Raw genomic sequence first — 24,588 nt, 5'->3', positions numbered from 1 at the left:
CCGTGGAGAACCACGGGGGCTTTTATATATGCAAACCCGGAAAGGACCGGGATCGTAGCGAATCTAGACGTTGAACAGGAAGTGGACCACGTCGCCGTCCTTGACCACGTACTCCTTGCCTTCCACGCGCAGCACGCCTTCCGCCCGGCACTTGGCCTCGGAACCGCAGCGCACGTAGTCGTCGTAGCTGATGACCTCGGCGCGGATGAATCCGCGTTCGAAATCCGTGTGGATGACGCCCGCTGCCTGCGGAGCCTTGTCGCCGTCATGGATGGTCCATGCGCGCACTTCCTTTACCCCGGCGGTGAAGTAGCTGATGAGGCCGAGGGTGTGGAACCCGGTGCGTATGATCTTGTCCAGCCCAGCCTCGGTGACGCCGTAGGATTCCAGAAACTCTTCATATTCTTCGTCTTCGAGGCCCACGAGCTCTTCTTCCATCTTGGCGGAAATCTTAACGAACTCCGCACCGCGCTGCTCGGCAAGCTCCATGACGCGACGCACGTGCTCGCCGTCTTCGGCAAGGCCGTCCTCGTCCACATTGGCGCAGTAGATCATGTTCTTGGCCGTGATGAGGCGCAGCTCGTCCAGCAGGGTCTGAATGCTCTTATCCTCTAAGTCGGGATAGGTGGCAGCAAGCTTCGTTTCACCCAGATGCTCCAGCATCTTTTCGGCCGCGGTGATCAGCGGAGCCAGCGACTTGTCGCCCTTGAGCTGCTTCTTCATGCGCTCAAGGCGGTTTTCCAACACCTGAATGTCGGCAAGGATCAGCTCGGTCTCGATGATCTCGATGTCGCGGATGGGGTCCACGTTGCCGGCGACGTGCATGACGTCATCGTCCTCGAAGCACCGGGCAACGTGCAGGATCGCCTGCGTCTCGCGGATGTTGGCGAGAAACTTGTTGCCGAGTCCTTCACCCTTGCTGGCGCCCTCGACGAGGCCCGCGATGTCCACGAAGTCCACGGTGGACTGCTGGACGCGCTGCGGTTTCACCAGTTCGGCCAGCGTGTCGATGCGCTTGTCCGGCACCGGCACAACGGCCTTGTTGGGCTCGATGGTGCAGAACGCGTAGTTGGCGCTCTCGGCGTTCTGGGCCTTGGTCAGTGCGTTGAAAAGCGTGGACTTGCCGACGTTGGGCAGGCCGACGATGCCTATGCTCACGGACATGTGCGGGGTTCTCCTGATAGATGATATTGGATGGTCCCCTTGCGGGACGGCGTTTCTCTACAACGCATCGGCCCCGGTTGCAAGGCCCGCGTCACCATGAATCCCCGACCGCAAGCGTCCCCTGCCCGACCATCAGCCGGACAGGGATTCGCTTACCGATCATGACTTTTCAACCCACGTCATATATACGGGATCACTCACACCTCGGGTTTCCAGAAAGTGACGGTCACCCTGAGGTCGCCAGTCGTTTCTCATGCTGATGGCGCCGCGTTTGCCGTCGAATCCCGCCCGGCGCATCATTTCGTGCACCAGTCCGACGCGCTCGAATTCGTTCAGATCCACCCAACCGCGCACGGCCTTTGTCGGGAACCAGCGGTTGGACATGCCCACGAGCAGCACCCCGCCCGGAGCGAGCTGTTCACGAACGCAAGAAAGCACCGACACCGGGTCGGTGAGGTATTCGATGGAAAGCGAACAAGCCACGGCGTCGTAATGCCCTTTCAGCGGAATGGACGGGTCGCGGTTCAAGTCGTGAACCACGTACTCGGTCAGCAGCGGGTTGGCCGCCATTTCTTCGGCATTCAGACCAAGGCCGGTCACGTCGATGTCCAGATCGTCCGGCAGGTGTGACTGCATGCTGCTCATCAGGTCGAGCACGCGCATGCCGTTTTTCAGAAAACGACGGTACATGCTCCTGAGGTTCGCCGATGCCTGCTCATCGATGTGACCGATCATGCGGGGCTGTGCGTAAAAGGTCGCGTCGTCCGTATCGCTTCGGCTAAAGAACTGCTCGTCGAAGAATTCGGTGGGACGCTCCGGGAGCGGCGCCTGCATCCCCGGACCGCCGTAGCAAATCTCTTCGGGCCAGTGCATGAGGCTGCCGCCGGTGTCGCCCTGCTTCTCCTGCAGCCGCGTAATGACCGCCTCCACAGCAAGCGGCCTGCCGGCGAGCGGATGGTTCAGGTCAACGGTCATGGTCTCTCCGTCAATCTCAAGAATCCTGAACGGAGTGATTGTGCTGGAGTAGATACCCGGCAGACCGGACAGCATTCCGAGCGGATAGAATCGTCCCACCTTGGGTGAGACATTCCTACCGCCCAGACTGCGCTTCCGGAACCGAGTAACGGGAAGATGTATAACCTTGTCCAGCGTGTACGGATCGACGAGTTCGCCCGGACAATAGGTGGCTGAGGCCGCTTCTCCGGGACTGCAGCCATGAAGCTTTTCCATCAATGCCGGAGGAAACACGTCCCGCCAGGCATTGACCCTTCGTCCTAGAAAACGATCTTCAAATTTTGCGTCACCCTGCTGCCAATGCAGAGTAAATTCCATGGATGCCAGTGAATTTTCGCAAAATCTCGTCAATGTCTCCTTCTTTGCTCACTCTGAATTGAGTTCAAAGGTTCAACAAATAATGTCACGGGATGTTTATATCTTGATATCAGGATAAGTGATCGGAAAAATTTGTCCAGACGCAAGCGCTCTGATTGTTCATTTCTCATCCGCCACCGCCTTTGAGCCGATCCGGAATCCGACTCCGCAGGACCAGCGTCGGATGCCATGCTCACATGAGCACCTTTTCAAGCGATTACGGCGTCTTGTTGCACTTTTTAAGCGGGAAAAACACGGCAATTGCATTGTTACGTTTCTGCAAACTAACGGCGAGCAACTTCGGCTGGACGGTGATGCATTTGACAATTCCCGCCAACTGCACTATACATTCAGAATCCAAAGCCTCGCAAGCAACTACTCATTTCAATGTGAATAGCACCAATTTTTGAGCTTTTAGCAGATTAAAGTATCTTTAATTGTGTTGTTTGCAAAATGACTGCATCACTGGCTTCAGTGCTGTTGAAAATTGAATAGTGCATCTTTCTGCAATGCAGCATCGTCTTGAATCGCGATACTGCATATTCCAAGTACGGATTCCCTGATGGCGGACCATTTCGGACACGTCGGAAGAGGGGGGCCGCTTTTTCGGCGCAGGGGCTTACGAGTCGCCGAAAACCCGGCCCGACAGGCGGCACGCCGGACCCCATACGGGATTCGTCGAGCTTGGTTCATCAAACGATCGGGAGTGAAAATGGAAAAGATTCGAGTGGAAAATCTCTCCAAAATCTTCGGCTCCAATCCGCCAAAGGCCCTGCGGATGCTGGAGAAGGGATTCACCAAAAGTGAAATCCTCGAAGAGACCGGCATGACCGTTGGCGTCAACAATGCCTCCTTTGAAGTCATGTCAGGCGAAATCTTCGTGGTCATGGGGCTTTCCGGTTCGGGAAAGTCCACCATCGTGCGAATGCTCAACCGACTCATCGAACCCAGCGCGGGCAAAGTCATCGTGGACGGACAGGACGTCACCGCCATGACCGAGGACGAACTGGTCAAGTTCCGCCTGCACAACATGAGCATGGTCTTTCAGTCCTTCGCGCTCATGCCGCACCAGACCGTGCTGGACAACGCCGCTTTCGGCATGGAACTGGCCGGCATCGACAAGGACAAACGCCGCGAACGCGCCAAGGAAGCCCTTGCGCAGGTCGGCCTCTCGGGATGGGAAGACTCCTACCCCGCCCAGCTCAGCGGCGGCATGCAGCAGCGCGTGGGCCTCGCCCGCGGGCTGGCCGTGGACCCGGACATCCTGCTGATGGACGAGGCATTTTCCGCCCTCGACCCGCTCATCCGCACCGAAATGCAGGACGAACTGCTCAAGCTGCAGGAAGAACACAAGCGCACCATCGTCTTCATCTCGCACGACCTCGACGAGGCGCTGCGCATCGGCGACCGCATCGCCATCATGGACGGCGGCAGCGTCATTCAGGTCGGCACGCCGGAAGACATCCTGCAAAATCCGGCCAACGACTACGTTCGCGCCTTCTTCCGCGGCGTGGACCCCACCAACGTCATTTCCGCGGGCGACATCGCACGCGACACCATTCCCACCTTCGTGCTCACGAAGGAAGGCAGCCTTCGCACGACCCTTGAGCTCCTCAGCGGCAGCGACCGCGACTTCGGCGTGGTTCTCGACGCCCGCCACCGGTATCTCGGACTGGTGTCCACCGACTCCGTGCGCGATGCCATGGAGGCCGGACAGAAAGGACTCAAACAGGCCTTCCTTGAGGACGTCACCGCAGTCAACATGCAGGATTCCATGCAGGAAGTGCTGCCGTTCCTCGCATCCAAAGGGTGGCCCGTACCCGTCGTGGACGACGGCAACGAGTACAAGGGCGTGGTTTCCAGAAACCGCTTCCTGCGCACCCTGCACAGAACCGAAGAACGGCTTGACCAGTAGGCTGACCAAAAAAAGGATACGCACTCATGTTTGAACAACAAGTCATACCTCTGGACAGTTGGGTCAGTCAGTTCGTGGACTGGCTGGTCAATAACTACCGCGACATATTTCAATCCATCAAATGGCCGGTGGAGCAGACCCTCAACGGGTTCGACGCAGGGCTCAACGCCCTGCATCCGCTGATCATCATCGTGCTGGTGGTACTGGCCGCGTGGCGTTTCTCCGGCTACAAGCTGGCCGTCTTCTCGGCGGTGACCATGGTCTTCATCGGCCTGCTCGGCCTGTGGCGCGAGTCCATGACCACGCTGGCCATGGTCCTGTCCTCGGTGCTGTTCTGCACCATCGCTGGCGTGCCGCTGGGCATCGCCGCCGGACGCAGCGACAGGTTCGAGGCCGGAATACGTCCCGTGCTCGACGCCATGCAGACCACCCCCGCATTCGTCTACCTCGTACCCATCGTGATGCTCTTTTCCGTGGGTAACGTGGCAGGCGTTCTCGCGACCATCATTTTCGCCCTGCCGCCCATCATCCGACTGACCAGCCTCGGCATCCGGGGCGTGCATCCGGAACTGGTGGAAGCGGCTCAGGCATTCGGCGCCACCAGAACACAGGTGCTCATCAAGGTGCAGGTGCCCCTTGCCATGCCCACCATTCTGGCCGGACTCAACCAGACCATAATGATGGCCCTTTCCATGGTCGTCATCGCCGCGCTCATCGGCGCCGGCGGTCTCGGCTCCCCGGTCATCCTCGGCCTGAACACGCTGGACATCGGCCGCGCCGTTGTCGGCGGACTGGGCATCGTCCTCATGGCTATCGTACTCGACCGGATTACCCAGTCGATGGCGAATAAGAAATCCTAAACAGAACAGGAGGCTCAAATGCGACTCAAACAAGCACTCATCGCGATTCTGTGCGTGGCCGTTTTCGCCACCGCCGCCGCGGCTTCGGACATGAAGCCCGGTGAAGGCGTCACCGTCAAACCGGCGCGAGCCACATGGAACACCGGCTTCTTCCAGGAAGCCCTCGTTCGCCGCGGACTGGAACAGCTCGGCTACGACGTCCAGCAGCCCAAGGACCTGCAGAACCCCATTTTCTACAAGTCCGTCACGTTCGGCGACGTTGACTACTGGACCAACGGCTGGTTCCCCAACCACAACAGTCAGGTTCCCAGCAACTTCGACGAAAAGGCCGAGAAGGTCGGTTACGTCGTGAAGGCCGGTGGCCTGCAGGGCTACCTCATCTCCAAGAAGGAAGCCGACAAGCTCAACATCAAGTCCCTCGAAGACTTCAAGCGTCCTGAAGTGAAGGAAGCTTTCGACATCAACGGCGACGGCAAGGCCGAACTGACCGCCTGCCCTCCGGGCTGGGGTTGTGAGAACATCATCACCCATCACATGAAGGTCTACGACCTCGGCGATCACATCAATCCCATCAAGGCCTCCTATGAAGCCGGCATGGCTTCCGCCCTCGGTACCTACAAGAGCGGCGGTCCGGTGTTCTTCTACACCTGGGCCCCCAACTGGACCATCTTCAAGCTGAAGCCCGGCGAAGACGTCGTCTGGATCAACGTGCCCGAAATCAAGCCCACCGAAGCACAGGCTCCGGCCGAAGACCGCATGACCGTCTCCGGCATCAAGGGCGCCGTGTCCGACCCGGTGAAGCTCGGCTTCGTGGTTTCCGACATCCAGATCGTGGCCAACAAGGAATTCCTCAAGAATAATCCGGCCGCACACAAGTTCATGCAGGAATTCACCCTGCAGCTTGAGGACATCAACAAGCAGAACACCCTGATGAACGAAGGCGAAAAGTCCGACCGCGACATCGCCCGTCACGTTGACGACTGGATCGCCAACAATCAGGACAAGTGGAACAGCTGGCTCGAAGCCGCCCGCCAGGCTGCCAAGTAGCCGCGCCATTCCTGTACGCATCAAAGCCCCCGCCTTTTGGCGGGGGCTTTTTTATCTAAAGCTCAAGAGCTGCCGTCTGAATGACAGCGTGCCCGCCGAATCCGAAAAGACCGACGAACCGGGCCCAGCGCGGATCGGGCTCAGTCCCCTGCTCCGCCTTGAATCCGAGCAGCCGGGTCTTGCCGCGCCTACGGGCCTTTTCCTTGACCCGTTCAATATCAGTACGCATGGAACGCAACGTCTGCGGCCCCCAGCGGACCGCTTCCAGATGCATCTCCATATCCTCGCCGGACTCGGCGAGGGCCAGCCACGCATACAGCCCTCGCTCGTCTTCGGCGCGGTACCATTCGTACCGCTGCCTGTGCGCAAACTCCTTGAACGGGGGCGGCACTTGTTCCTGCCGAATCAGCATGAGACCTCCGATCCGCATTGCGGTTGCTTGTCGTTTTCCCCGAAAAAGCGCTCATGACGCTTCTCCAAAGGGGTTGTAGTCGTTTGCGGTCCGGTCCGGTCGCGTCCCTCTGCTCGGCTCGCGGAAGCCCACGGCAAAGTAGCGGAAGGCGTCCACCGCGTGGCTGGTCCAGTCATGCACCGGGCGCGGCATGAAATCCCCGGCCCGATCGTTGAACTCGCGCCGGTAATGCCGCAGGGCGTCGATGCCCGGTTCGCAGCGACCGGCATCGAACCGGAAACGCGGCAGCATCTGCCGCACCGCGTTGATGCCGTCCTGCACCGGAATGTTGGGGCATATGTCGAAGCGGATTCCCAGCCGCATGGCCGTTTCCAGCCGGGAGCGCCCCGTGCCCAGCTCGCGCACGCGGATGTCGTGGGGTGCGATGTGGCGACCGTACTTGTAGCCTTTGGCGTCCAGCACCTTGGCGTAATGTTCCAACCCTTCGCCCGAGGCTTCGTAGTAGTCCACGGCGCGATACTCGCCGCCGGGGGCGGCCTGTACGAACCAGATGGACGTGGAGTCGCTCATGCCAAGGTCCCACGCGGTATGCACGGGCATGGTCGGATCCACGGGCACCGCGCCAACTCGGCCCTCGCGCTCAAGGTCTCCCAGCAGCCCGCCGAAGTAGGCGCCCCGGATGGCGGCGGTGAAGGAGCATTCGAACTCCTGCTCGTACTCCTCCGGACTCATTTCCCGCCGCGCCGCGTCCAGCTCGTCGGGATGCAGCACCCCGGTTTCGGAGGCCCGGTACATGGCGGTGAACCAGTCCTCATCGGCTCCGGCCCGGTTCCAGAGCTGATACAGGGCGTTCTTGCCCTGCGGCGTGCCTATGAACAGCGCCCAGCCCCGGCGGTCGGAAAGCGCGGGGCGGACCACTTCGCTCCAGACGCGGTAGGGCATTTGCGCCACTTCGTCGAAGACCACCGCGTCCAGATACAGGCCGCGCAGTGAGTCCGGGTTGTTCGCGCCGAAGAGCCGGATGCGGGAGCCGTTCTTGAAGTCGGCACGCAGTTCGGACTCGTTGAATTTCACGTCGCACCCGTCCAGCCCCACTCCGCAGAAATGCTTCAGATGATCCCAGACCACCGCCTTGGCCTGCTTGTAGAGCGGGGCGATGTAAGCCCCGCGCCAGTCCGTCATTTCGGTTTCTCTTGCCTGGCGTATCAGTCGGTTCACTGAAAGCACGGTCTTGCCGAACCTGCGGTGGCAGACCAGTACGGAAAACCTTGTCAGATTCTCCTCGATGGCCGCCTGATGCTTCCGGGGTCTATATAATTCTTCCATTGTTCGTCGTTCCTGTTCGCATTGACGTTCGCTCCGGCCGGGAGTATCCCCGACCGATGATCGCTCGTGTCGTTCTCATCACTCTCGTCTTTGCGTCGCTGCTTTCCGGCTGTGTGGTTACTCGCATCATCGACAAGGGCGAGGTGGAGCACCATCCCATGTCGGATCAGGATCGCAGGGAGGCCACCGCATCCCAGAAGGTGAGCGAAGCGCTTTCCCTGTTCCACGACGGCAACTTTCTGGACCCGCAGGGCGCCGTGCAGACCCTCAGCGAGGCTGTGGAACTCGATCCGGACAACTACGATGCACACCTGTATCGCGGCCTCGCGCTGGCACGGCTGGGCGAGTACTCACGGGCGGAACAGGACCTGATGCGCGCCGCCTCGCTCAAGCCATCGGACGCCCGTTCGCGCTATCTGCTGGGCTACACCCTCTGGCAGGCCGGGCGCTCCCTTGAAGGCATTCACGCCCTTGACGAAGCCATCCGCAGAAATCCTTCCCTGACGCAGGCCTATACGCAGCGCGGGGCGATTCGTGCGGAGCTTGGCGAACACGAGAAGGCCATCGAAGACTTCCGTCAGGCCATGTCGCTCTCACCAGGGGACTTCGATCCCCGCTTCCGGCTTGGACAGTCCTGCCTCATGCTCGAGCGATATCAGCAGGCGTACAGGGCCTTCTCCGGCGCCGCCTCGCTCAAGCCCGATTCCGCCGCCGCGTTCGAGGGTCGGGCACGGGCCCTGATGGGGCTCGGCCGCTTCAACGATGCCGCACGGGACCTGCACTTCGCCCTCTCCTCCAATCCCGATAACGCGGACCTTCGCGCCCTCTATGCCAGCACGCTGGAGCGCTCCGGCAACCTCGGCGGCGCGATCCGTGCCTATCGGCGTGCCGCAGCGGGATTTCGCAATCAGGACAGGATGGATGACGCCAAGCGTATGGATGAAGCCGCCCGGCGCCTGATGGATCAGCGCAAGACATCATAGATCACCCGCGCGGCCACGCCGGTGACGCAGGCCATGCAGCCCCAGACCATCCGCTCCAACGACCTGAGCCGCTCCTGATGCGTGTGACAGCGCCGCGTTTCGTTGATCTCGCGGATGTCCTCCTGCACGGCCCGAACCCGCTCGTCGATGCGCACCAGCAGTTCCCGGACCTCGCGCTCCGGCCCCCCCGCGCTCATGACCCGCCTCCGATAGCGTCCCTAAGACCCCGTGCCATGCCCGGCAGGTAGTCCCCCAGCTTTTTCACGCCCAATACGGCCGCCACGATCCAGAACGTGATTTCCAGAAACCACGCGGGAAGCCGTTCCCACGCCCCTATGACTCGCGCGGCCTCATCCGGAAACACGCCGCTCCAGATGAAGAAGCCTATCCACGCCAGAAACAGGATGTCGTCCTTCCAGCCCGCGTTTTCGAGCTGCCGCATTTCCCATTCATGGTTGAATTCCCGGTCGCTGGACGCCAGCCGCATCCGGTTTTCCATGACCTTCTTCTTGAGTTCCTGCCGCTGTTTCAGATGTCCGGACACACCTTCCACCACGGTGGAGAGCAGACCGCCTATTGCGGCCACGATTCCCACGGCCATTCTCTTTTCTCCCTTTTTAGAGGTGAAAACGGCCCTCCGGTACATTCAGTATGGCACGGGTTTCCGCTTACGGGCGCAACAGGAGCATTCACGGGCATGACAAGGGCGTTATTTCGGGTTGACAGGGGTTTGCGTAACCGGACATTCTGTACGCGGAGACAAAAGCATGGACCTGAAAATCATCGACCTGACGGCAGGCATCTCTCACGCGCTGGACCTCATCAGTCCAGAAGTGGTGGGGCATCACAGCCGTACCGCGGAAATAGCCGCCACGCTCGCCCGGCAGCTGGGATTCACCGGGCAGGATATCAGCGACCTGTTCGTGGCCGCGCTGCTGCACGACATCGGCGCTTTCAGCCGAAAAGCCCGCATTGACGCGCTGGATTTCGAGACAAAGGACATCCATCATGCCGAAACCGGCTGGAAGCTGCTGTGCGAGGTGCCGCACATGGCCCGTCCCGCACGGCTCATCCGGCTGCACCACACTCCGTGGGAGCACATTCCCGAAGATGTTCCTCCAGACGAAGCCCTGCTGGCCAACGTGCTGAACCTCGCCGACCGCGTGGACGTGGCGCACCTTTCGCCGGATCTTCTGCCGCGTCTCAACCGGCTCGCCGGAACCGCGTTCGCCCCCCGCGTGGTGAACACCATCTCTCCGGATGTTCTTGAATTGCGGGAAAAACTTCTCTCAGGCGACAACTACACATGGCTCAGCCGCATCGAAAACCGTGTCATCCCCGCCAGCGACGTGGTCGGGTTCTGTGACGCCTTTTCCCACGTCATCGATTTCCGGAGCCGCTTTACCGCCACGCATTCCTGCGGCGTGGCCACCATCGCGCGGGAACTGGGCAGACTGAACGGCATGGCCGAGGACGAGCTGCGCACCCTCAAGCTGGCAGGGCTGCTGCACGATCTCGGGAAGCTGGCCGTTCCCTCTGAGATTATCGAAAAGCCCGGGATGCTCACGGAAAGCGAATTCGAGATCATGCGCGGACACACGCTGGTGACGGAAAAGATTCTCGGCTCCATGGAAGGCCTCGGCGACATCTGCCTCTGGGCCAGCCAGCATCACGAGCGACTCGACGGCGGCGGCTATCCCCACGGGCTGTCGTCCGACGACCTTTCCGAAGGCTCCCGCATCATGGCCGTGGCCGACGTATTCACGGCCCTGACGGAAGACCGTCCGTACCGCCCCGGCATGGACCGACACGCCACCATGCAGGTGCTGGAAGGGATGGTGGATTCCGGCCTGCTGGACGCTTCCATCATCAAGCTTTTGCAGCAGCAGTTCGTGCCCATCAATGACTTGCGCGTGCTCTCACAGGAAAAGGCGCTCTCCCGTTTCAAGGCTCTGGCTGCCTGAGATCAGCTCTCCGTTCCCCTCTCCACAGCTTCGTGCTATCTGAAGGACACGACCAACAACAGGAGACCGTCATGAACCGTTTCGCCATCATCCATCGCTTTGCCGTCATGCTCTGCTGCGTGCTGCTGACGGCTTGTGCCGTCAAGTCCCCGCATCCGACGGAACCGGAAGATTTCACCGCCCGCCAGTGGCGGCTGGAATACATCGGGGAACGCCCGGTGATCGACTTCAGCAACACCACCATCTTTTTCGGCCGCGATGGGCGCGTCTCCGGCAACGGCGGCTGCAACGCGTACTCCGGTAAATGGGAACTCCGCGACGGCAAGCTGCACATTGGACCACTTGCCGCCACCATGGCCCTGTGTCCGGCAGAGGCCGTCAACGAACAGGAGTCCCGCTTTTTCCGGGGACTGGCCAAAGCCGAATCCGCCTCGGTTCATCCCGAAACCGGCGCCCTGCACATTTTCATGGAAGGGGAAGAACAGCCCATGATATTTCATGAAATCAAAAAGGATGCAGTGGTGAAGGGTGCCCTGACCTATCGCGAACGCATCGCCCTCGGACCGGAAGCCGTGGCCATCGTTCGGCTGCTGGACGTCTCCCGTCAGGACGCGGCCGCTCCGGTGCTCGCCGAACAGCGCATCGAAAATCCCGGACAGGTGCCCATCCGGTTTCATCTGGAATATGACCCGAAGCTGATCAAACCCGGCATGCGATACGCCATCCGGGCAGAAATCCGCTACATGGGAAGACTCATGTTCACCACCACGGAACACCATCCCCTGCCGAAAGACGGCGGGCCGGTGAATATTCTGCTCAAGATGCCGCAGTAGGGCGCGGAAATCAGGAAGAGGGCAGCCGGAAATCCCAGCTGGTCTTGCGGAAGGTGCGATAAGAACGCTTGCCGTGCACCACGTCGCCGAGGATTCCGGCGAAAGCACGCAGGATCAGGCCGAATCCGCCGTCACCGGCCAGCTTGAAGCCTCGGAAAACCTTTGCGCGAAGCCTTTCCGAGCCACGGAGTTCGGGGATGATCTCGCGGTTCATGGTTTCCCTGTAGGCCTTGTCCGCGGGCATGATCCCGCTACGCTGTTCATGGGCTGCCAGCCCGGCGCAGCGGCCCGAGGCCATGGCAAAAAAGAGCCCTTCCCCGAAAAGCGGTTCCACGATGCCTGCGGCATCGCCCGCCAGCAGCACCCGGCCTCGCGCCGGGTCGGACAACCAGTTCCCGTAGGGTAGCGGATGCCCGCGCATTTCCCGGATGTCTTCCGGTTGCACGCCGAGAAAATCGAGATACTCCTCAACATTCTTCGTAAAGGGCCGCTTGCCGCGCCTGAGACCGCACATGCCCACGAGCACGCGGTCGCGATTCGGAAACACCCAGCCGTAGCCCGCGTCGAGAAACCCGATGTACAGCTCCGGCCTGTCCAACTGGCCGGGCCATTCATCCCGGGGAACATACCCCTCCATGGCCGGGGCCAGATACCGCTTCCAGCGCTGCCGGGATCGCATCGCGTCCGGCATGCAGCGCCGCACCGAGCTGCTGACGCCGTCCGCTCCAAGCACCACATGCCCGTAAAACGTCCCCTGAGACGTCTGGACGGCTCCTGACTCGCAATCGCAACCCGAGACGCGGCAGTGATCGAAAATGCGAACACCGGCCGATTTCGCGGCTTTTGCGAGCAGGGCATCGAACGGGGCGCGCCGAATGAAATGGAAGGGGTGGGAAAGCCTGCCCTGTGCCAGCAGGCGATGACGGCTGCGGATGCCGTATTGGTCAGAGACATGGGAGAGGGCGTCCGCCCGGCGCAGCGCTTCTGCGTCCAGACCGAAGTGCTCTTCCAACAGGCGCATGGTTTTCCATGTGAGCAGCCCGCCGCAGAGCTTATGCCTCGGATGGCTCTCCTTTTCCAGCACGGCAACGGAAAGACCCTGTCGAGCCGCGGCGAGTGCCGCGGATGATCCGGCGGGACCGCCGCCGCAAACCACAAGGTCGTACCGTGCTTTCATGGCTGCCTACTTCAAATTGTCCAGTCTCGTTTCTATGACCAACGGGTTGGGGTAGGTGTCGCGGATGGACAGCAGCAGTTCCCGCGCCTTTTCATAGTTGTGGTCGTGCTCGTACATGTCGGCGAGGATGAAGATGCCCATGGCCTTGAGCTCTTCGGACGCGCCTTCGAGGGCGAGCAACTGGTTCACGGCTTTCTTCACCTGCGCCCAGCTGTTGATGAAGCTGTAGCTCTGGGCCAGCTCGTACAGACACCGCGCCTTCTGCTTGGTGTTGGTGGCGGAGCGGGAGCAGTCGTCGAGCGTTTCCAGCACCAGATCGTAACTTCCCCTGAGCCGGTAGAGACGGGCCAGCTGTAGCTGGGCGCGCACTTTCCGCTCCGGCAGATTCTGACTGAGACGAAGCGACTTCTCATAGGATTCCAGCGCTTTTTCCGGCTTGCCAAGCTGCTGATACAGCTCGCCCAGCCGGTACATGATGTCGCTGGCCTCGGCCTTGTCGGCCCCCTGCTCCAGATACATGGCCTCAAGCAGAGCCACCGAGCGGTCCAGATCGGCCTTGATGTTCAGGGCGATGTCCAGCAGGCGGCTCCAGGCCTCCTTGCGGTGCTTGCCCTGCGGCTCAAGCTGAAGATACCGCTCGTACCCTGCCTCGGCTTCCAGAAAAAATCCGTTGTCAAAGCTCTTTCTGGCGTTTTTCAGATCCTGTTCACCGGGGCTGGCCCCGTTGCCGCATCCGAAAAGCCCGAGCAGGGCGATGAGAAAAAGGGCCGGCATGAAGCCGGCCCTCATGAAGCGTCGTATCACCGATTATTCCTTGTCGTCGATTTCGGTGTCGCGGACGAAGTCGAATCCGACCACGTAGCCCTTATCGTCGAGACGCACGAGGCGCACGCCCTGCGTGGCGCGGCCGCGGGTAAGGGTGATCTCGCCCACGCTCATGCGGATGATCTTGTTGTTGGACGTCAGCAGGATGACCTCGTCGGTTTCGTTCACAAGGCTCGCGCCGAGCACCTTGCCGGTCTTGGCGGTCAGGCGCATGTTCAGGATACCCTTACCACCGCGGGACTGGATCCGGTACTGGTCGATGCCGGTGCGCTTGCCGAAGCCGCCCTCGGAGATGGTCAGCAGCTGGTCGCGGTCGTCCTCGGTGGTGACCACGGCGGATACCACCCGGTCGCCTTCACGCAGGGAGATGCCCTTCACGCCCGCTGCGGCGCGGCCCATGGGACGTGCGTCGCGGATGTTGAAGCGGATGGCGGTTCCCTGCTGGGTAGCGAGGATGCAGTCCGCATCCGGGCTCACTTCCATGACGCTGAGCAGCTCGTCGCCGTCGCGCAGGTTCACGGCCCGCAGACCGGAGGCGCGGCAGTTGGCATAAAGGTCCTGACTGGAGCGCTTGATCATGCCCTTTCTGGTTACGAACAGGAAGAAGCGGTCTTCGGAGAGTTCGCGCAGGCTCATGGCCTTGGCCACGTACTCTTCCTTTTCCAGCGGCAGCAGGTTGGCGATATGCGCGCCCTTGGCGTAGCGGCTGCCTTCGGGCACCTGATGCGCCTTGATCTTGAACATCTTGCCGTGGTTGGTGAACAGCAGCAGCCACTGATGGTTGGTGGTGAGCAGGAAGTTCTGGATGAAGTCCCCGTCACCGGTCTGCACGCCGGAGATGCCCTTACCGCCGCGGCGCTGGGCCTGATAGTTGGAGAGCGGCGTCCGCTTGATGTAGCCCTTGCGGGACAAGGTCACCACGGCGTCGTCGTCCGCGATCAGGTCTTCGATGTCGATCTCGGACGGGTCCTGCTCCAGCAGCTCGGACTTACGCGGTGTGGCGTAGTTGTCGTAGATGCCCTGAAGCTCCTCGCGAATCACGCCCTTGAGGACTTCCTCGTTCTCCAGAATGCTGATGTAGTACTCGATCATCTTGAGCAGCTCGCTGAGTTCCTCGACCAGCTTGTCGCGTTCGAGGCCGGTGAGCTTCTGCAGGCGCATGTCCAGGATGGCCTTGGCCTGCACCATGGAGAGCTCGAAGCGCTCGATGAGGTTGTTCCGGGCTTCTTCGGGAGAAGCGGAACCCCGGATCAGGCGGACCACCTCGTCGATGTTGTCCACCGCGATCTTGAGCCCTTCCAGCACGTGGACGCGCTTTTCGGCCTTGTCCTTGTCGTACTTGGTGCGGCGGATGATGACTTCGCGACGGTGATCGAGGAAGTGGTTCAGCACCTGCTTGAGGTTGAGCAGCATGGGGCGGTTGCCCACGACGGCCATCATGTTGATGCCGAAGCTCGTTTCCAGCGGGGTGAACTTGTACAGCGCGTTGATGATGATGTCGGCAATGGCGCCGCGCTTGAGGTCAAGCACGATGCGGATGCCGGTGCGGTCGGACTCGTCGCGCAGGTCGGTGACGCCGTCGATCTTCTTTTCGTTGACCAGTTGGGCGATCTTTTCCACCAGCGTGGACTTGTTCAGGGCGTAGGGGATTTCCCGGATGATGATGGATTCGCGGTTGCCCTTGCGCTCCTCGCGCTCAACCACGCCGCGGATACGGATGGAACCGCGCCCGGTGTGGTAGGCGTCAATGAGGCCCTTGCCACCGTAGACCATGGCCCCGGTGGGGAAGTCCGGCCCCTTGATGTACTGCATCAGGTCGCCCACGGTGCACTCTTCGTTGTCCAGAAGGTGCATGGTGCCCTTGATGAGCTCACCGAGGTTGTGAGGCGGAATATTGGTGGCCATGCCGACCGCGATACCCGCCGTGCCATTGAGCAGCAGGTTCGGGACCTTGGTGGGCAGCACCGCAGGTTCCTGCAGGGTGTTGTCGTAGTTGGGGCGGTAATCGACGGTGTTCTTCTCGATGTCCGTCAGGAACTCGCCGCACAGCTTGGCCATCCGCGCTTCGGTGTAACGCATGGCCGCCGCGGCGTCGCCGTCGATGGAACCGAAGTTACCCTGTCCGTCCACAAGGGGATCGCGCATGGAGAAGTCCTGCGCCATGCGGACAAGGGCGTCGTACACGGCCGAGTCGCCGTGCGGGTGGTATTTACCGATGACGTCACCGACAACGCGGGCCGACTTCTTGTACGGCCGGTTGAAGGTGTTTCCGAGGTCGTGCATCGCATAGAGGATGCGGCGATGGACCGGTTTCAGTCCGTCGCGCACGTCCGGAATGGCGCGTCCGATGATGACGCTCAGCGAGTACTCAAGGTAGCTTTTCTTGAGTTCGCTTTCGATGGAAATGGTGTTGCTCATGTCGTTCTCTGCCTTTTCCGGTGGCTAGATATCCAGTTCCTGCACGCTGAGTGCGTTCTTTTCGATGAATTGACGGCGCGGCTCAACTTCATCGCCCATGAGGTCGGTGAAGATGGCGTCGGCCGCTGCCGCGTCCTCGATGGACACCTGCAGCATGGTGCGCTTTTCCGGGAGCATGGTGGTTTCCCAGAGCTGATCGGGGTTCATTTCACCCAGACCCTTGTAGCGCTGGATCTGCCAGCCGCGGTGCGCTTCCTCGATGATGGTGTTGTACACGGCGAAGATATCGGCCACCTCGCGCACTTCGTTCTTGATGTGCAGGGTGAACTCGAACTCGCCAAACGCCTCGCGAAGCTCGCTCATGGCCTGGAAGGAACGCTTGTAGACCTTGGAATGGAAGAACTCCATGGCCATGCGGTAGCGGTGACCGTTCTCGTTTTCGAAAACGATGTAGGTCCGTTCCTTTTCGGCCTCGTAGTCGTGCTCGGTGATGATATCCACCTTGAAGCCGCGCGCCTCGAAGGCAGCCTTGAACTCTGCGGGATCGTGCGTCTCGAAGTGCGTGTACTGGATGCGCTCCGGGAAATAGATAAGGGCTGAGAACAGCTCCTCCTCTATGCCCATGTTCGCGGCCTCCTCGTATTTTTCCTTGAGGAAGCGGATGGTGTTCAGCGTGGCGATGAGCGGCTCTCCCTCCACGGTGCGGCCGCTCTTGGTCACGAGGCTCAGGCTGTCGCGCACCTGCTCCAGCAGGAAGGTTTCAAGATCCGGCTCGTCCTTGATGAACCGCTCGAACTTGCCGCGATGGGCACGGAACAGCGGCGGCTGGGCGATGTAGAGGTGACCGCGGGTGATCAGCTCCTCATACTGGCGATAGAAGAACGTCAGCAGCAGCGTGCGGATGTGCGAGCCGTCCACGTCGGCGTCAGTCATGATCACAACCTTGTGATACCGCAGCTTGTCGTAGTCCTTCTCGTCGTCCTCGGTGCCGATGCCGATGCCCATGGCCGTGATGAGCGCGCGAATCTCCTTGTTGGAGAGCATCTTGTCAAAGCGTGTCTTCTCCACGTTCAGGATCTTGCCTCGAAGCGGCAGAATGGCCTGATGCTTGGGATCACGACCCTGCTTTGCGGAACCGCCTGCCGAGTCACCCTCGACTATGAACAGTTCGGAGAGCGAGGGATCCTTGGACTGGCAGTCCGCCAGCTTGCCCGGCAGGGAGTTGTCGGAGAGCGCTCCCTTGCGCCGCACCAGGTCGCGCGCCTTGCGTGCCGCCTCGCGGGCCCGGGCCGCATCCACCACCTTTTCGATGATGGCGCGCGCCTCCTTGGGGTTCTCCTCGAAAAAGGTGTTGAGCTTCTCGTACACCAGTCCGGAAACGAGGCCGGTGGCTTCGGAGTTGCCCAGCTTGGTCTTGGTCTGGCCTTCAAACTGCGGATCGGGCAGTTTCACCGAAATGACCGCGGTCAGTCCCTCGCGCACATCCTCGCCGCTCAGGCGCTTGATGAGCTTCTTGGGCAGGTCCGCGTTGGTGATGTAGTTGTTGATGGCCCGTGTCAGCGCGGTCTTGAAGCCGGCAAGGTGCGTTCCGCCCTCGACCGTGCGGATGTTGTTCGCAAAGGTGTACGTGTTTTCCTTGTACGCCGTGGTATACTGAATAGCGAATTCCACGATGATGTTTTCCGCCTCGCCCTGACCGAAGATGATATCCCCGATGGTGGTCTGGCTGGCGTTCAGGTTCTCCACGTACTCGATTATGCCTCCGTCGAAACGGAAGCTCTCGTGCTCGTCGCTGCGCTCGTCCTTGAACTCGATGGTCAGTCCGGAGTTCAGGTAGGCCAGCTCCTTGAAACGCTTCTTGAGCACCTCGAAGTCGAACTTGTTGACCTCGAAAATGTCTTCGTCCGGGCGGAACCGCTGCGTGGTGCCGGTGGAACTGGCGTCGCCGATTTCCTCAAGGCCGCCCACGGGAGCGCCGCGCTCGAACTTCATGCGGTAGGTCTTGCCGTCGCGCTTGACCGTGGTTTCCATGAACTCGGAAAGCGCGTTGACGCAGGATACGCCGACGCCGTGCAGGCCGCCGGAGACCTTGTACGAGTCGTTGTCGAACTTGCCGCCCGCGTGCAGCGTGGTCATGGCCAGCTGCACCGCCGGAACGCCTTCCTTGGGATGGATCTCCACGGGAATGCCGCGGCCGTTGTCCGAGACCGTGCACGAGTTGTCCATGTGCAGGGTCACCTTGATCTTGTCGCAGTGCCCGGCCATGGCTTCGTCGATGGAGTTGTCGATGACTTCATAGACGAGATGGTGCAGGCCACGGATATCCGTGGACCCGATGTACATTGCCGGACGTTTCCGGACCGCCTCAAGCCCTTCGAGAACGGTAATGCTTTCCGCGTTGTACTGGTTGCTCATTTAAGCGTTTTCCTCGGTGTAGTATGTCTCTTCCTGAATCATCATGGGCATCACAATGACCTGGTAGTCCGGATCATCTTCGCCGCTCACGCCGCAGGGCGCCTCGGTTCCGGTGAGCGTCAGCGTCACGTACTCCGAGTTGAAGTGATTCAGGATTTCGATCAGATTCTTGGTCGGGAACGCGATGCGCTCCAGCGTTCCTGCATACTCGGCATCCAGCGACTCACGCGCGGTGCCGGTGTCCTGCCCCTGCGCATGCACGGTCACTTCCGTGGCCGAGAGGTTGAAATACGCGCAGCGGTTCGAATCCGTGTTGAACAGATGGATGCGGCCCAGCGCGTCCACCAGCTCGGCGCGGTTCACCTTGAGCCTGCTCACGTCGTCATCACCCAGCTTGGCCAGGAAGCTGTGGTAATTCGGATACTGATAGTACGAAAGCGGCAGGGTGAAGGTCTCACGTTTGTCCCCGGTCCGGAAGAACAGCCGCTTGTCGGAAATGCTCATCTCGATCTCTTCGGCGGTGAGCCACTTCTTGAGCTCGGCAAGATACTTGCGCTGGATCAGCACGCCGTCTTCCGGAAGCATCTCATGGATGTCGTCGTTGACGAAGCGGAACATGGCGAACTGATGCCCGTTCAGGCCGCAGGTCTCGATGATCTTCTCACCATCCACCTCACGGGGAGCCATGTACAGGCACGCGATGGCCTCCATGGAATCCTCCTCGGAAATGCAGAACGCCAGCTTGTCGATCATCTCGTCCAGAAAATCGCCGGACCAGAACACCGACCCTTCTTCGGGGTAGGAGGAGAACTTCTGGAACCACTCCGGATCGTTTACCGGAAACTTGTACTTCCTTGAGCCCTGTTCCACAAGCACGTTCTGATTCTCGCCATCCGTCTTGATGACCAGCTCGCCCTGATTTCCGCGAAGCTGCCTCACCAGATCATAAAAGGCGCGACCCTGAACCCCTGCCAGACCGTCCTCGGTGATCTCTGCGGGGTAGGAACCCATGAACTCCAGATTGGAGTCCGTGGACATTATGTTCAGGGAACCGTTCTCGCAGTTCAGCCAGATGGTTCTCAGGAAAGCGGCTCCCGTCTTGGCGGGGATGATGTTGGCCGATTTCTGGAGACCTTCGATGATCTCATCCCTGTTCACTCTTAAAAACATATTGTTTTACTCCTTCATAGAAGGTTTTAATAGCCTCTGAACCTATGTGACTAACTACTTCAAGTGTCTGTTTTGGCTTACGAAAGTCTGAACATCAAGAGTGACCTCCGAAGCACACAAACGACAGCCGGAAAGAACATGCTCATCGTCCCGCAGTATGCCGACACTTATTCTTCAACATTTTCAACACCTGGTTCAAATCGTGGTCATCTTTCCGTAATTGATTGATTTTTTTTACCGAGTAGAGAACCGTGCTGTGGTCTTTTCCGCCAAAAGCCCGGCCGAGGGCAGGGTAGGAAATACTCAAAAGCTCCCGGCAAAGATACATGGCAATCTGCCGGGCCTGAGCCACTGGCTGATGTCGTTTTGACCCTGTAAGTTCCCGCACATTCAGATTATAATGCTCACCGACCACACCCATGATCTGCTTCGGCGTCAGCTCGTCGTGGGCCTTTTCCTCGGTGTTGTTCAAAATGTGCTCGAAGTCCTTCTGGGAGAGGTCCTTGTGGACCAACTCCCGGAAAGCGAACAGCTTGAGCAGGATGCCCTGAAGGTAGCGGAAGTCCGTAAAGCGCTGGGCCAGCGTCAGGATTTGTTCCTTGGTCAGCGGCAGCTTCTTTTCGCGGCACTGCTGCTGGATGTAGCCCACGCGGATTTCAAGGTCCGGCTCCTTCAGTGTGACGACCAGCCCCCATCCCAGACGGGAATGCAGGTTGGGGTCGAGGAAGTCGAGACTGGATATCTTGTCCCGGCATCCCAAAACCATTTGCTTCCGGTTTTCATAGAAGTGATTGAAGATGTTGATTATCTCATTCTGCAACCCCGGATAGGCCCGGATCTGCTGAAAGTCGTCTATGAACAGGAAGTCATGGTTGAAAAGATGATTGCGCGCGCGGACCGAATCGCCTCCGAAACGCACATTGAACATGGTGTGCAGCTCGTCCATGTTCGAAAGATAGATCGAGGAACTGTCGTGGTGTTTGCTGATCTCGTTGGCGACAGCCTTGAGCAGATGCGTCTTGCCAGACCCGTTCGGCCCGCAGATGATGAACGGGTTGAACAGCGAGCCGGACTGCTTGGCCACTTCTTTGGCCGAAGCCAGCGGGAAATAGTTCTTCTTGTTGATGAGAAATGTGTCGAAGGTAAACTGGCTGTCGAAGGGAAAGTCGATCTTCTTGACCACCGGCTTGTGCGACGGCGCTGCGTCCGTGGTGCCGACGGGGGCGCCGTTGGAGTAGCGTACCTCGTAGCCGGTGCCGAGATACAGGTTGAGTTGGGCCTCGAAGCGGTCCTGAATGGAGCCTTCGAACCATTGCCCGAAGAACTGGTGGGGAAATTCCACCTTCACCGCCCGGTCTTCTTCCGAAACAAAGATTCCCAGGGGGTCGAACCATCGTGCAAGTTCGTCTTCCGAGCAGGTTTTTCTGAAGTGCTTGCGAAGGGCCTGTTTCACGTTTTATCCGATGCGAGAATGTGCAGTTTGCAAGTTTCTGAAATTATAGAATAAAAAAGAGCGTTATTAACAAGGGTTCCACATGACCCGAACACCTGTGGGTTATAGCGTATTTTGCCTCTAATGCCAAGTCGTGCCGCCAGATCGGGAGGGACAAAGTGTTTGATTTGCGCGGCGTTTTGAGACACTATTCAAAGTCTTGCGCCGCACGGATAAACAGCGGCAAAACGGAGGAAATGAATGGGTACTCACAAAGTCACCAAGACGATCACGGAGATCAACGATCGCATCCGCAAGGGAAAAGCGGTCGTTCTGAACGCAGAGGAGATGACCAGGCTCGTCCGCAAGGAAGGCAAGGTCAAGGCCGCCGAACAGGTGGATGTCGTCACGACGGGAACATTTTCCCCGATGTGCTCCTCCGGCATGATGTTCAACATAGGACAGCAGCCGCCGGTCATGAAGGTCTCCCGAATGTGGCTGAACAACGTACCCTGCTATTCGGGACTGGCCGCCGTTGACGCATACCTCGGCTGCACCGAACCCAGCGAAGACGACCCGCTCAACAAGGTCCACCCCGGACGCTTCACATACGGCGGCGGGCACGTCATCGAAGACCTGCTGCGAGGCAAGGCCGTGCACCTGCGCGCCCAAGCCTACGGCACAGACTGCTATCCCAGAAAGGAACTCGCCAAGGACATCACCCTTGCCGATCTTCCCTATGCATGGCTCCTGAATCCGCGCAACTGCTACCAGAACTACAACTGCGCAGTGAACCTGACCAGCAGGACCATCTATACCTACATGGGACCGCTCAAGCCCAATTGCAATAACGCCAACTTCGCCACCGCAGGACAGCTCTCCCCCCTGTTCAACGACCCGTATCTCAAGACCATCGGGCTCGGAACACGCATCTTCCTCGGCGGTAGCGTCGGCTATGTCATCGGCTCCGGAACCCAGCACAACAGCAAGCCGCCCCGCAACGAACGCGGCATCCCCACGTCACCCTCGGGCACTCTCATGCTCAAAGGCGACATGAAAGGCATGAACCCCCGCTACGTTCGCGGCATCAGCTACGTAGGCTACGGCAGTTCGCTCAATCTCGGCGTCGGAATCCCCATACCCATCCTCAACGAGGAAATGGCCTGGTACACCGGCGTCCCGGATTCCGAGATCCACATGCCCATCAAGGACTACGGCTACGACTACCCCAACGGCCTGCCCCGAGTCCTCGGCTATGCCACACTCGAAGAACTCAAGGCCGGCGAGATCACCGTGAACGGCAAAAAGACCCCCACGGTGCCCCTCACCAGCTACCCGATGTCCCTCGAAATTGCCGATGAACTCAAAAAGTGGATACAAAACGGCAAATTCCTGCTCACCGAAGCACAGGAAGAAATAACCAGCCTGTAACCACTATCCAAGATAACTTGGAAAGGCCGCCCTTTTTTGGGCGGCCTTTTTTTTGCCTCCGGCGACTCTCCGAGGGCCCTCCGGGGGCTTAAGAACCTTTTGCAAAAGGTTCTTAAGAATCTCCAAAAACAGTTGGCTTGCCGAGCCGCATTCGGATTTCCGGAAGCTGATGCCTATAGGCGGCTCGGCGGGTGTCCCACGGCGGTTGTTGTGCCGTGTTGTGGTTGGGAGAGTTAGGGGGCGGTGAGTGTATGAGCCGAGTGAATTCCGCTTGACTGAATTCAGCTATAGGGAGTCGTCAGCCAAGATGCCTGTATCCCAATTCTCCGTCAGCGGGGTTGCAGCTTGGACGCGGGTTGTGCGGACGCATGGACCCGGCAGCTGCAACCCTGCTGACAATTCAGGGATTCCAAAGGGGGCCCGCCCCTTTGGTCCGCCTGAAGGGCCCGCCGGAGGCATTGCTTCGCTGCTTGTTGGCTAATGAAGATGGTTCGTAGCGATTTCTGAGTGGGTAACCTCTCCGCATAGCGAGTCCCGTTGAAGCGAACTCTGCTGCCAGAATTCGACAATCCAGACGCCTAATATTGCAAATTCCTGTCAGCGGGGTTGCAGCTCGGATGCGGGTTGTGCGGTCGCATGGACCCGGCAGCTGCAACCCTGCTGACAATTCAGGGATTCCAAAGGGGGCTCGCCCCTTTGGTCCCCCTGAAAGGGTCCGCCTGAAGGGCCCGCCGCCGGCTTGTTGCAGCAGGAAAACGTTTCACGCGAAACGTCTCTTGTGATTAGCAGGGCATGGCACCGTCGTGGCTTTGTGCGGCGTTTTCTCCATCTTCTTTGCTGGCTTCTTTGACTCGGTGTGCCCAGGTGACGAGTGCGATACTGGTGAAAACGAGGAAGAACCCTATGAGGTGTATTGGGTGGAATTCATCGCCAAGCCAGAAGTAGGAGAGTATCAGGGCGGTTGCGGGCATGGCGCTCATGTAGCCTGATGCCGTGCTGGGGCGGACTTGTTGCAGTCCGCGGAACCAGATGAGGGTTCCCAGGGCGAGTGGGCCCATTCCCCATACGAGAAGGCCTATCCATTGGTTGAGGGTGACTTGGGTGAAGTCGAAGGTTGATGCTTGGTACAGGCCGGGCGTTGCGAAGAGCAGGGTGGCAATCCATGCGATTATGGGGAGGACTATGCTTGGTTGCAGGTCATTCATGACTCTTTTGCCGAGCATGGAGTAGAGGGTCTGGCTGGCAACGGCGCCGAAGACGAGCAGGCTTCCTGTGACCAGTGTCCAACCGGAGGACTGGATGGATTTTCCTGACACGTTGATGACCAGAACGCCGACCACAGCCAGCGTAACGGCAAGGATTTTGCGCCATCCCATGTGATCGTTCATGAAAACGACGGCGGCCACGGCCATCGCTGCCGGGCTCAGGCTCATGACCACTGATCCGACAACGCCGTTTACGCGTTGCATTCCCGTCAGCAGAAAAAAGGTAAAGGCTACGATGCCAACGCCACCGATAAGCGCTATTTCAATCCAGTCGCGTTTGGATATCGAGGCTAATTTGTTTCTGTGCACGAACAGGAATGGAGTCAGGACGAGTGATGCTGCCAGCAGTCGCAGGAATGGTCCGAGGTAGAGTGGAAAAGCGTCGGAGACGACTTTTGCCGAGGGTGTTCCCGTACCGAAGAGGGCCATGCCGAAAAAGAGTTGCGCGTATACCATGAAACCGGTTTTGGACTGCATGATTGCTCCATTTGCCTTTTGTTCGTTTTTTCCTTGTGATGCTTTGATTCTGTTTTCAACAGGGAATGTTTTTTCACTTCACTTTTTCGATTGCTAAGAAGTT

Annotated in this window: 20 protein-coding genes; 7 read left to right on the top strand and 13 right to left on the bottom strand. The window is 59.5% G+C overall.

Annotated features, from left to right (window positions below; genetic code table 11):
- Positions 1-63: 63 nt before the first annotated feature.
- Together ychF and B149_RS0105530 are read right to left on the bottom strand one after the other, a co-directional pair.
- Entirely contained in the window at positions 64-1,164 is a 1,101-nt protein-coding gene (gene ychF / locus B149_RS0105535; protein WP_018124180.1) for a redox-regulated ATPase YchF, read from the bottom strand.
- 159 nt (positions 1,165-1,323) lie between these two features.
- Positions 1,324-2,394, bottom strand: a complete 1,071-nt coding sequence (locus B149_RS0105530) for a methyltransferase domain-containing protein (RefSeq protein WP_051069508.1) — start codon at positions 2,392-2,394, stop codon at positions 1,324-1,326.
- An 853-nt stretch (positions 2,395-3,247) separates the two neighbouring features.
- Between B149_RS0105530 and proV the strand changes: the two genes are divergently transcribed.
- From proV to proX, 3 genes are read left to right on the top strand one after another with little or no spacing between them, the layout of a single operon-like run.
- The gene (proV, locus tag B149_RS0105525; protein ID WP_018124178.1) at positions 3,248-4,450 is read left to right on the top strand and encodes a glycine betaine/L-proline ABC transporter ATP-binding protein ProV; all 1,203 of its coding nucleotides are present in this window, start codon (positions 3,248-3,250) and stop codon (positions 4,448-4,450) included.
- 26 nt (positions 4,451-4,476) lie between these two features.
- Positions 4,477-5,310: an ABC transporter permease gene (locus B149_RS0105520; protein WP_018124177.1), complete on the top strand. Its 834-nt coding sequence runs from the start codon at positions 4,477-4,479 to the stop codon at positions 5,308-5,310.
- Positions 5,311-5,328: 18 nt separating this feature from the next.
- On the top strand, positions 5,329-6,357 hold the full coding sequence (gene proX / locus B149_RS0105515; protein WP_018124176.1) for a glycine betaine/L-proline ABC transporter substrate-binding protein ProX: 1,029 nt from the start codon (positions 5,329-5,331) through the stop codon (positions 6,355-6,357).
- Positions 6,358-6,412: 55 nt separating this feature from the next.
- Here the strand turns inward: proX and B149_RS16535 are convergent, their stop codons facing one another.
- Positions 6,413-6,769 carry a hypothetical protein gene (locus B149_RS16535; protein ID WP_018124175.1) on the bottom strand — a complete coding sequence of 119 codons (357 nt, stop codon included), beginning with the start codon at positions 6,767-6,769 and terminating at the stop codon, positions 6,413-6,415.
- A 51-nt stretch (positions 6,770-6,820) separates the two neighbouring features.
- The gene (locus B149_RS16530) at positions 6,821-8,095 is read right to left on the bottom strand and encodes a terminase large subunit domain-containing protein (protein WP_018124174.1); all 1,275 of its coding nucleotides are present in this window, start codon (positions 8,093-8,095) and stop codon (positions 6,821-6,823) included.
- A gap of 56 nt (positions 8,096-8,151) precedes the next feature.
- On the opposite strand from B149_RS16530, the gene B149_RS17820 reads away from it, so the two are divergent.
- Positions 8,152-9,078, top strand: a complete 927-nt coding sequence (locus B149_RS17820) for a tetratricopeptide repeat protein (RefSeq protein ID WP_018124173.1) — start codon at positions 8,152-8,154, stop codon at positions 9,076-9,078.
- On the opposite strand, the gene B149_RS0105490 is transcribed toward B149_RS17820, so the two are convergent.
- Both B149_RS0105490 and B149_RS0105485 read right to left on the bottom strand, forming a co-directional pair.
- A complete protein-coding gene (locus B149_RS0105490) occupies positions 9,060-9,275 on the bottom strand; it encodes a hypothetical protein (protein WP_018124172.1) in 216 nt (71 codons plus the stop codon). The two genes, B149_RS17820 and B149_RS0105490, sit on opposite strands and share 19 nt — an antisense overlap.
- Positions 9,272-9,679, bottom strand: a complete 408-nt coding sequence (locus B149_RS0105485) for a hypothetical protein (RefSeq protein WP_018124171.1) — start codon at positions 9,677-9,679, stop codon at positions 9,272-9,274. Before B149_RS0105485 ends, B149_RS0105490 begins: the two co-directional genes overlap by 4 nt.
- Positions 9,680-9,845: 166 nt before the next feature.
- Between B149_RS0105485 and B149_RS0105480 the strand changes: the two genes are divergently transcribed.
- Positions 9,846-11,042, top strand: a complete 1,197-nt coding sequence (locus B149_RS0105480) for an HD domain-containing phosphohydrolase (RefSeq protein ID WP_018124170.1) — start codon at positions 9,846-9,848, stop codon at positions 11,040-11,042.
- Positions 11,043-11,113: 71 nt separating this feature from the next.
- Positions 11,114-11,875 (top strand): YbaY family lipoprotein, encoded by a 762-nt coding sequence (locus B149_RS17815; protein WP_018124169.1) that lies wholly within the window; start codon positions 11,114-11,116, stop codon positions 11,873-11,875.
- Positions 11,876-11,885: 10 nt separating this feature from the next.
- Here B149_RS17815 and B149_RS0105470 read toward each other — a convergent pair whose 3' ends face one another.
- From B149_RS0105470 to B149_RS0105445, 6 genes are all read right to left on the bottom strand, one after another.
- Positions 11,886-13,052: a geranylgeranyl reductase family protein gene (locus B149_RS0105470; protein ID WP_018124168.1), complete on the bottom strand. Its 1,167-nt coding sequence runs from the start codon at positions 13,050-13,052 to the stop codon at positions 11,886-11,888.
- Between the two features lie 6 nt (positions 13,053-13,058).
- Positions 13,059-13,826: a tetratricopeptide repeat protein gene (locus B149_RS0105465; protein WP_169332907.1), complete on the bottom strand. Its 768-nt coding sequence runs from the start codon at positions 13,824-13,826 to the stop codon at positions 13,059-13,061.
- 33 nt (positions 13,827-13,859) lie between these two features.
- Positions 13,860-16,295 carry a DNA gyrase subunit A gene (gyrA, locus tag B149_RS0105460; protein WP_018124166.1) on the bottom strand — a complete coding sequence of 812 codons (2,436 nt, stop codon included), beginning with the start codon at positions 16,293-16,295 and terminating at the stop codon, positions 13,860-13,862.
- 24 nt (positions 16,296-16,319) lie between these two features.
- On the bottom strand, positions 16,320-18,710 hold the full coding sequence (gyrB, locus tag B149_RS0105455) for a DNA topoisomerase (ATP-hydrolyzing) subunit B (protein WP_018124165.1): 2,391 nt from the start codon (positions 18,708-18,710) through the stop codon (positions 16,320-16,322).
- Positions 18,711-19,880: a DNA polymerase III subunit beta gene (gene dnaN, locus B149_RS0105450; protein WP_018124164.1), complete on the bottom strand. Its 1,170-nt coding sequence runs from the start codon at positions 19,878-19,880 to the stop codon at positions 18,711-18,713. It abuts the gene before it with no gap.
- A 142-nt stretch (positions 19,881-20,022) separates the two neighbouring features.
- Entirely contained in the window at positions 20,023-21,333 is a 1,311-nt protein-coding gene (locus tag B149_RS0105445; protein ID WP_018124163.1) for a DnaA ATPase domain-containing protein, read from the bottom strand.
- A 240-nt stretch (positions 21,334-21,573) separates the two neighbouring features.
- Here B149_RS0105445 and B149_RS0105440 point away from each other — a divergent pair, with 240 nt between their 5' ends.
- Positions 21,574-22,743, top strand: a complete 1,170-nt coding sequence (locus tag B149_RS0105440; RefSeq protein WP_018124162.1) for a homocysteine biosynthesis protein — start codon at positions 21,574-21,576, stop codon at positions 22,741-22,743.
- 782 nt (positions 22,744-23,525) lie between these two features.
- Here B149_RS0105440 and B149_RS0105435 read toward each other — a convergent pair.
- Positions 23,526-24,485 (bottom strand): DMT family transporter, encoded by a 960-nt coding sequence (locus B149_RS0105435; RefSeq protein ID WP_018124161.1) that lies wholly within the window; start codon positions 24,483-24,485, stop codon positions 23,526-23,528.
- Positions 24,486-24,588 lie beyond the last annotated feature (103 nt).

Origin of the sequence: Desulfovibrio oxyclinae DSM 11498, assembly GCF_000375485.1 — a bacterium.
GTDB lineage: Bacteria > Desulfobacterota > Desulfovibrionia > Desulfovibrionales > Desulfovibrionaceae > Pseudodesulfovibrio > Pseudodesulfovibrio oxyclinae.
This window is presented reverse-complemented; position numbering and strand designations above follow the sequence as displayed.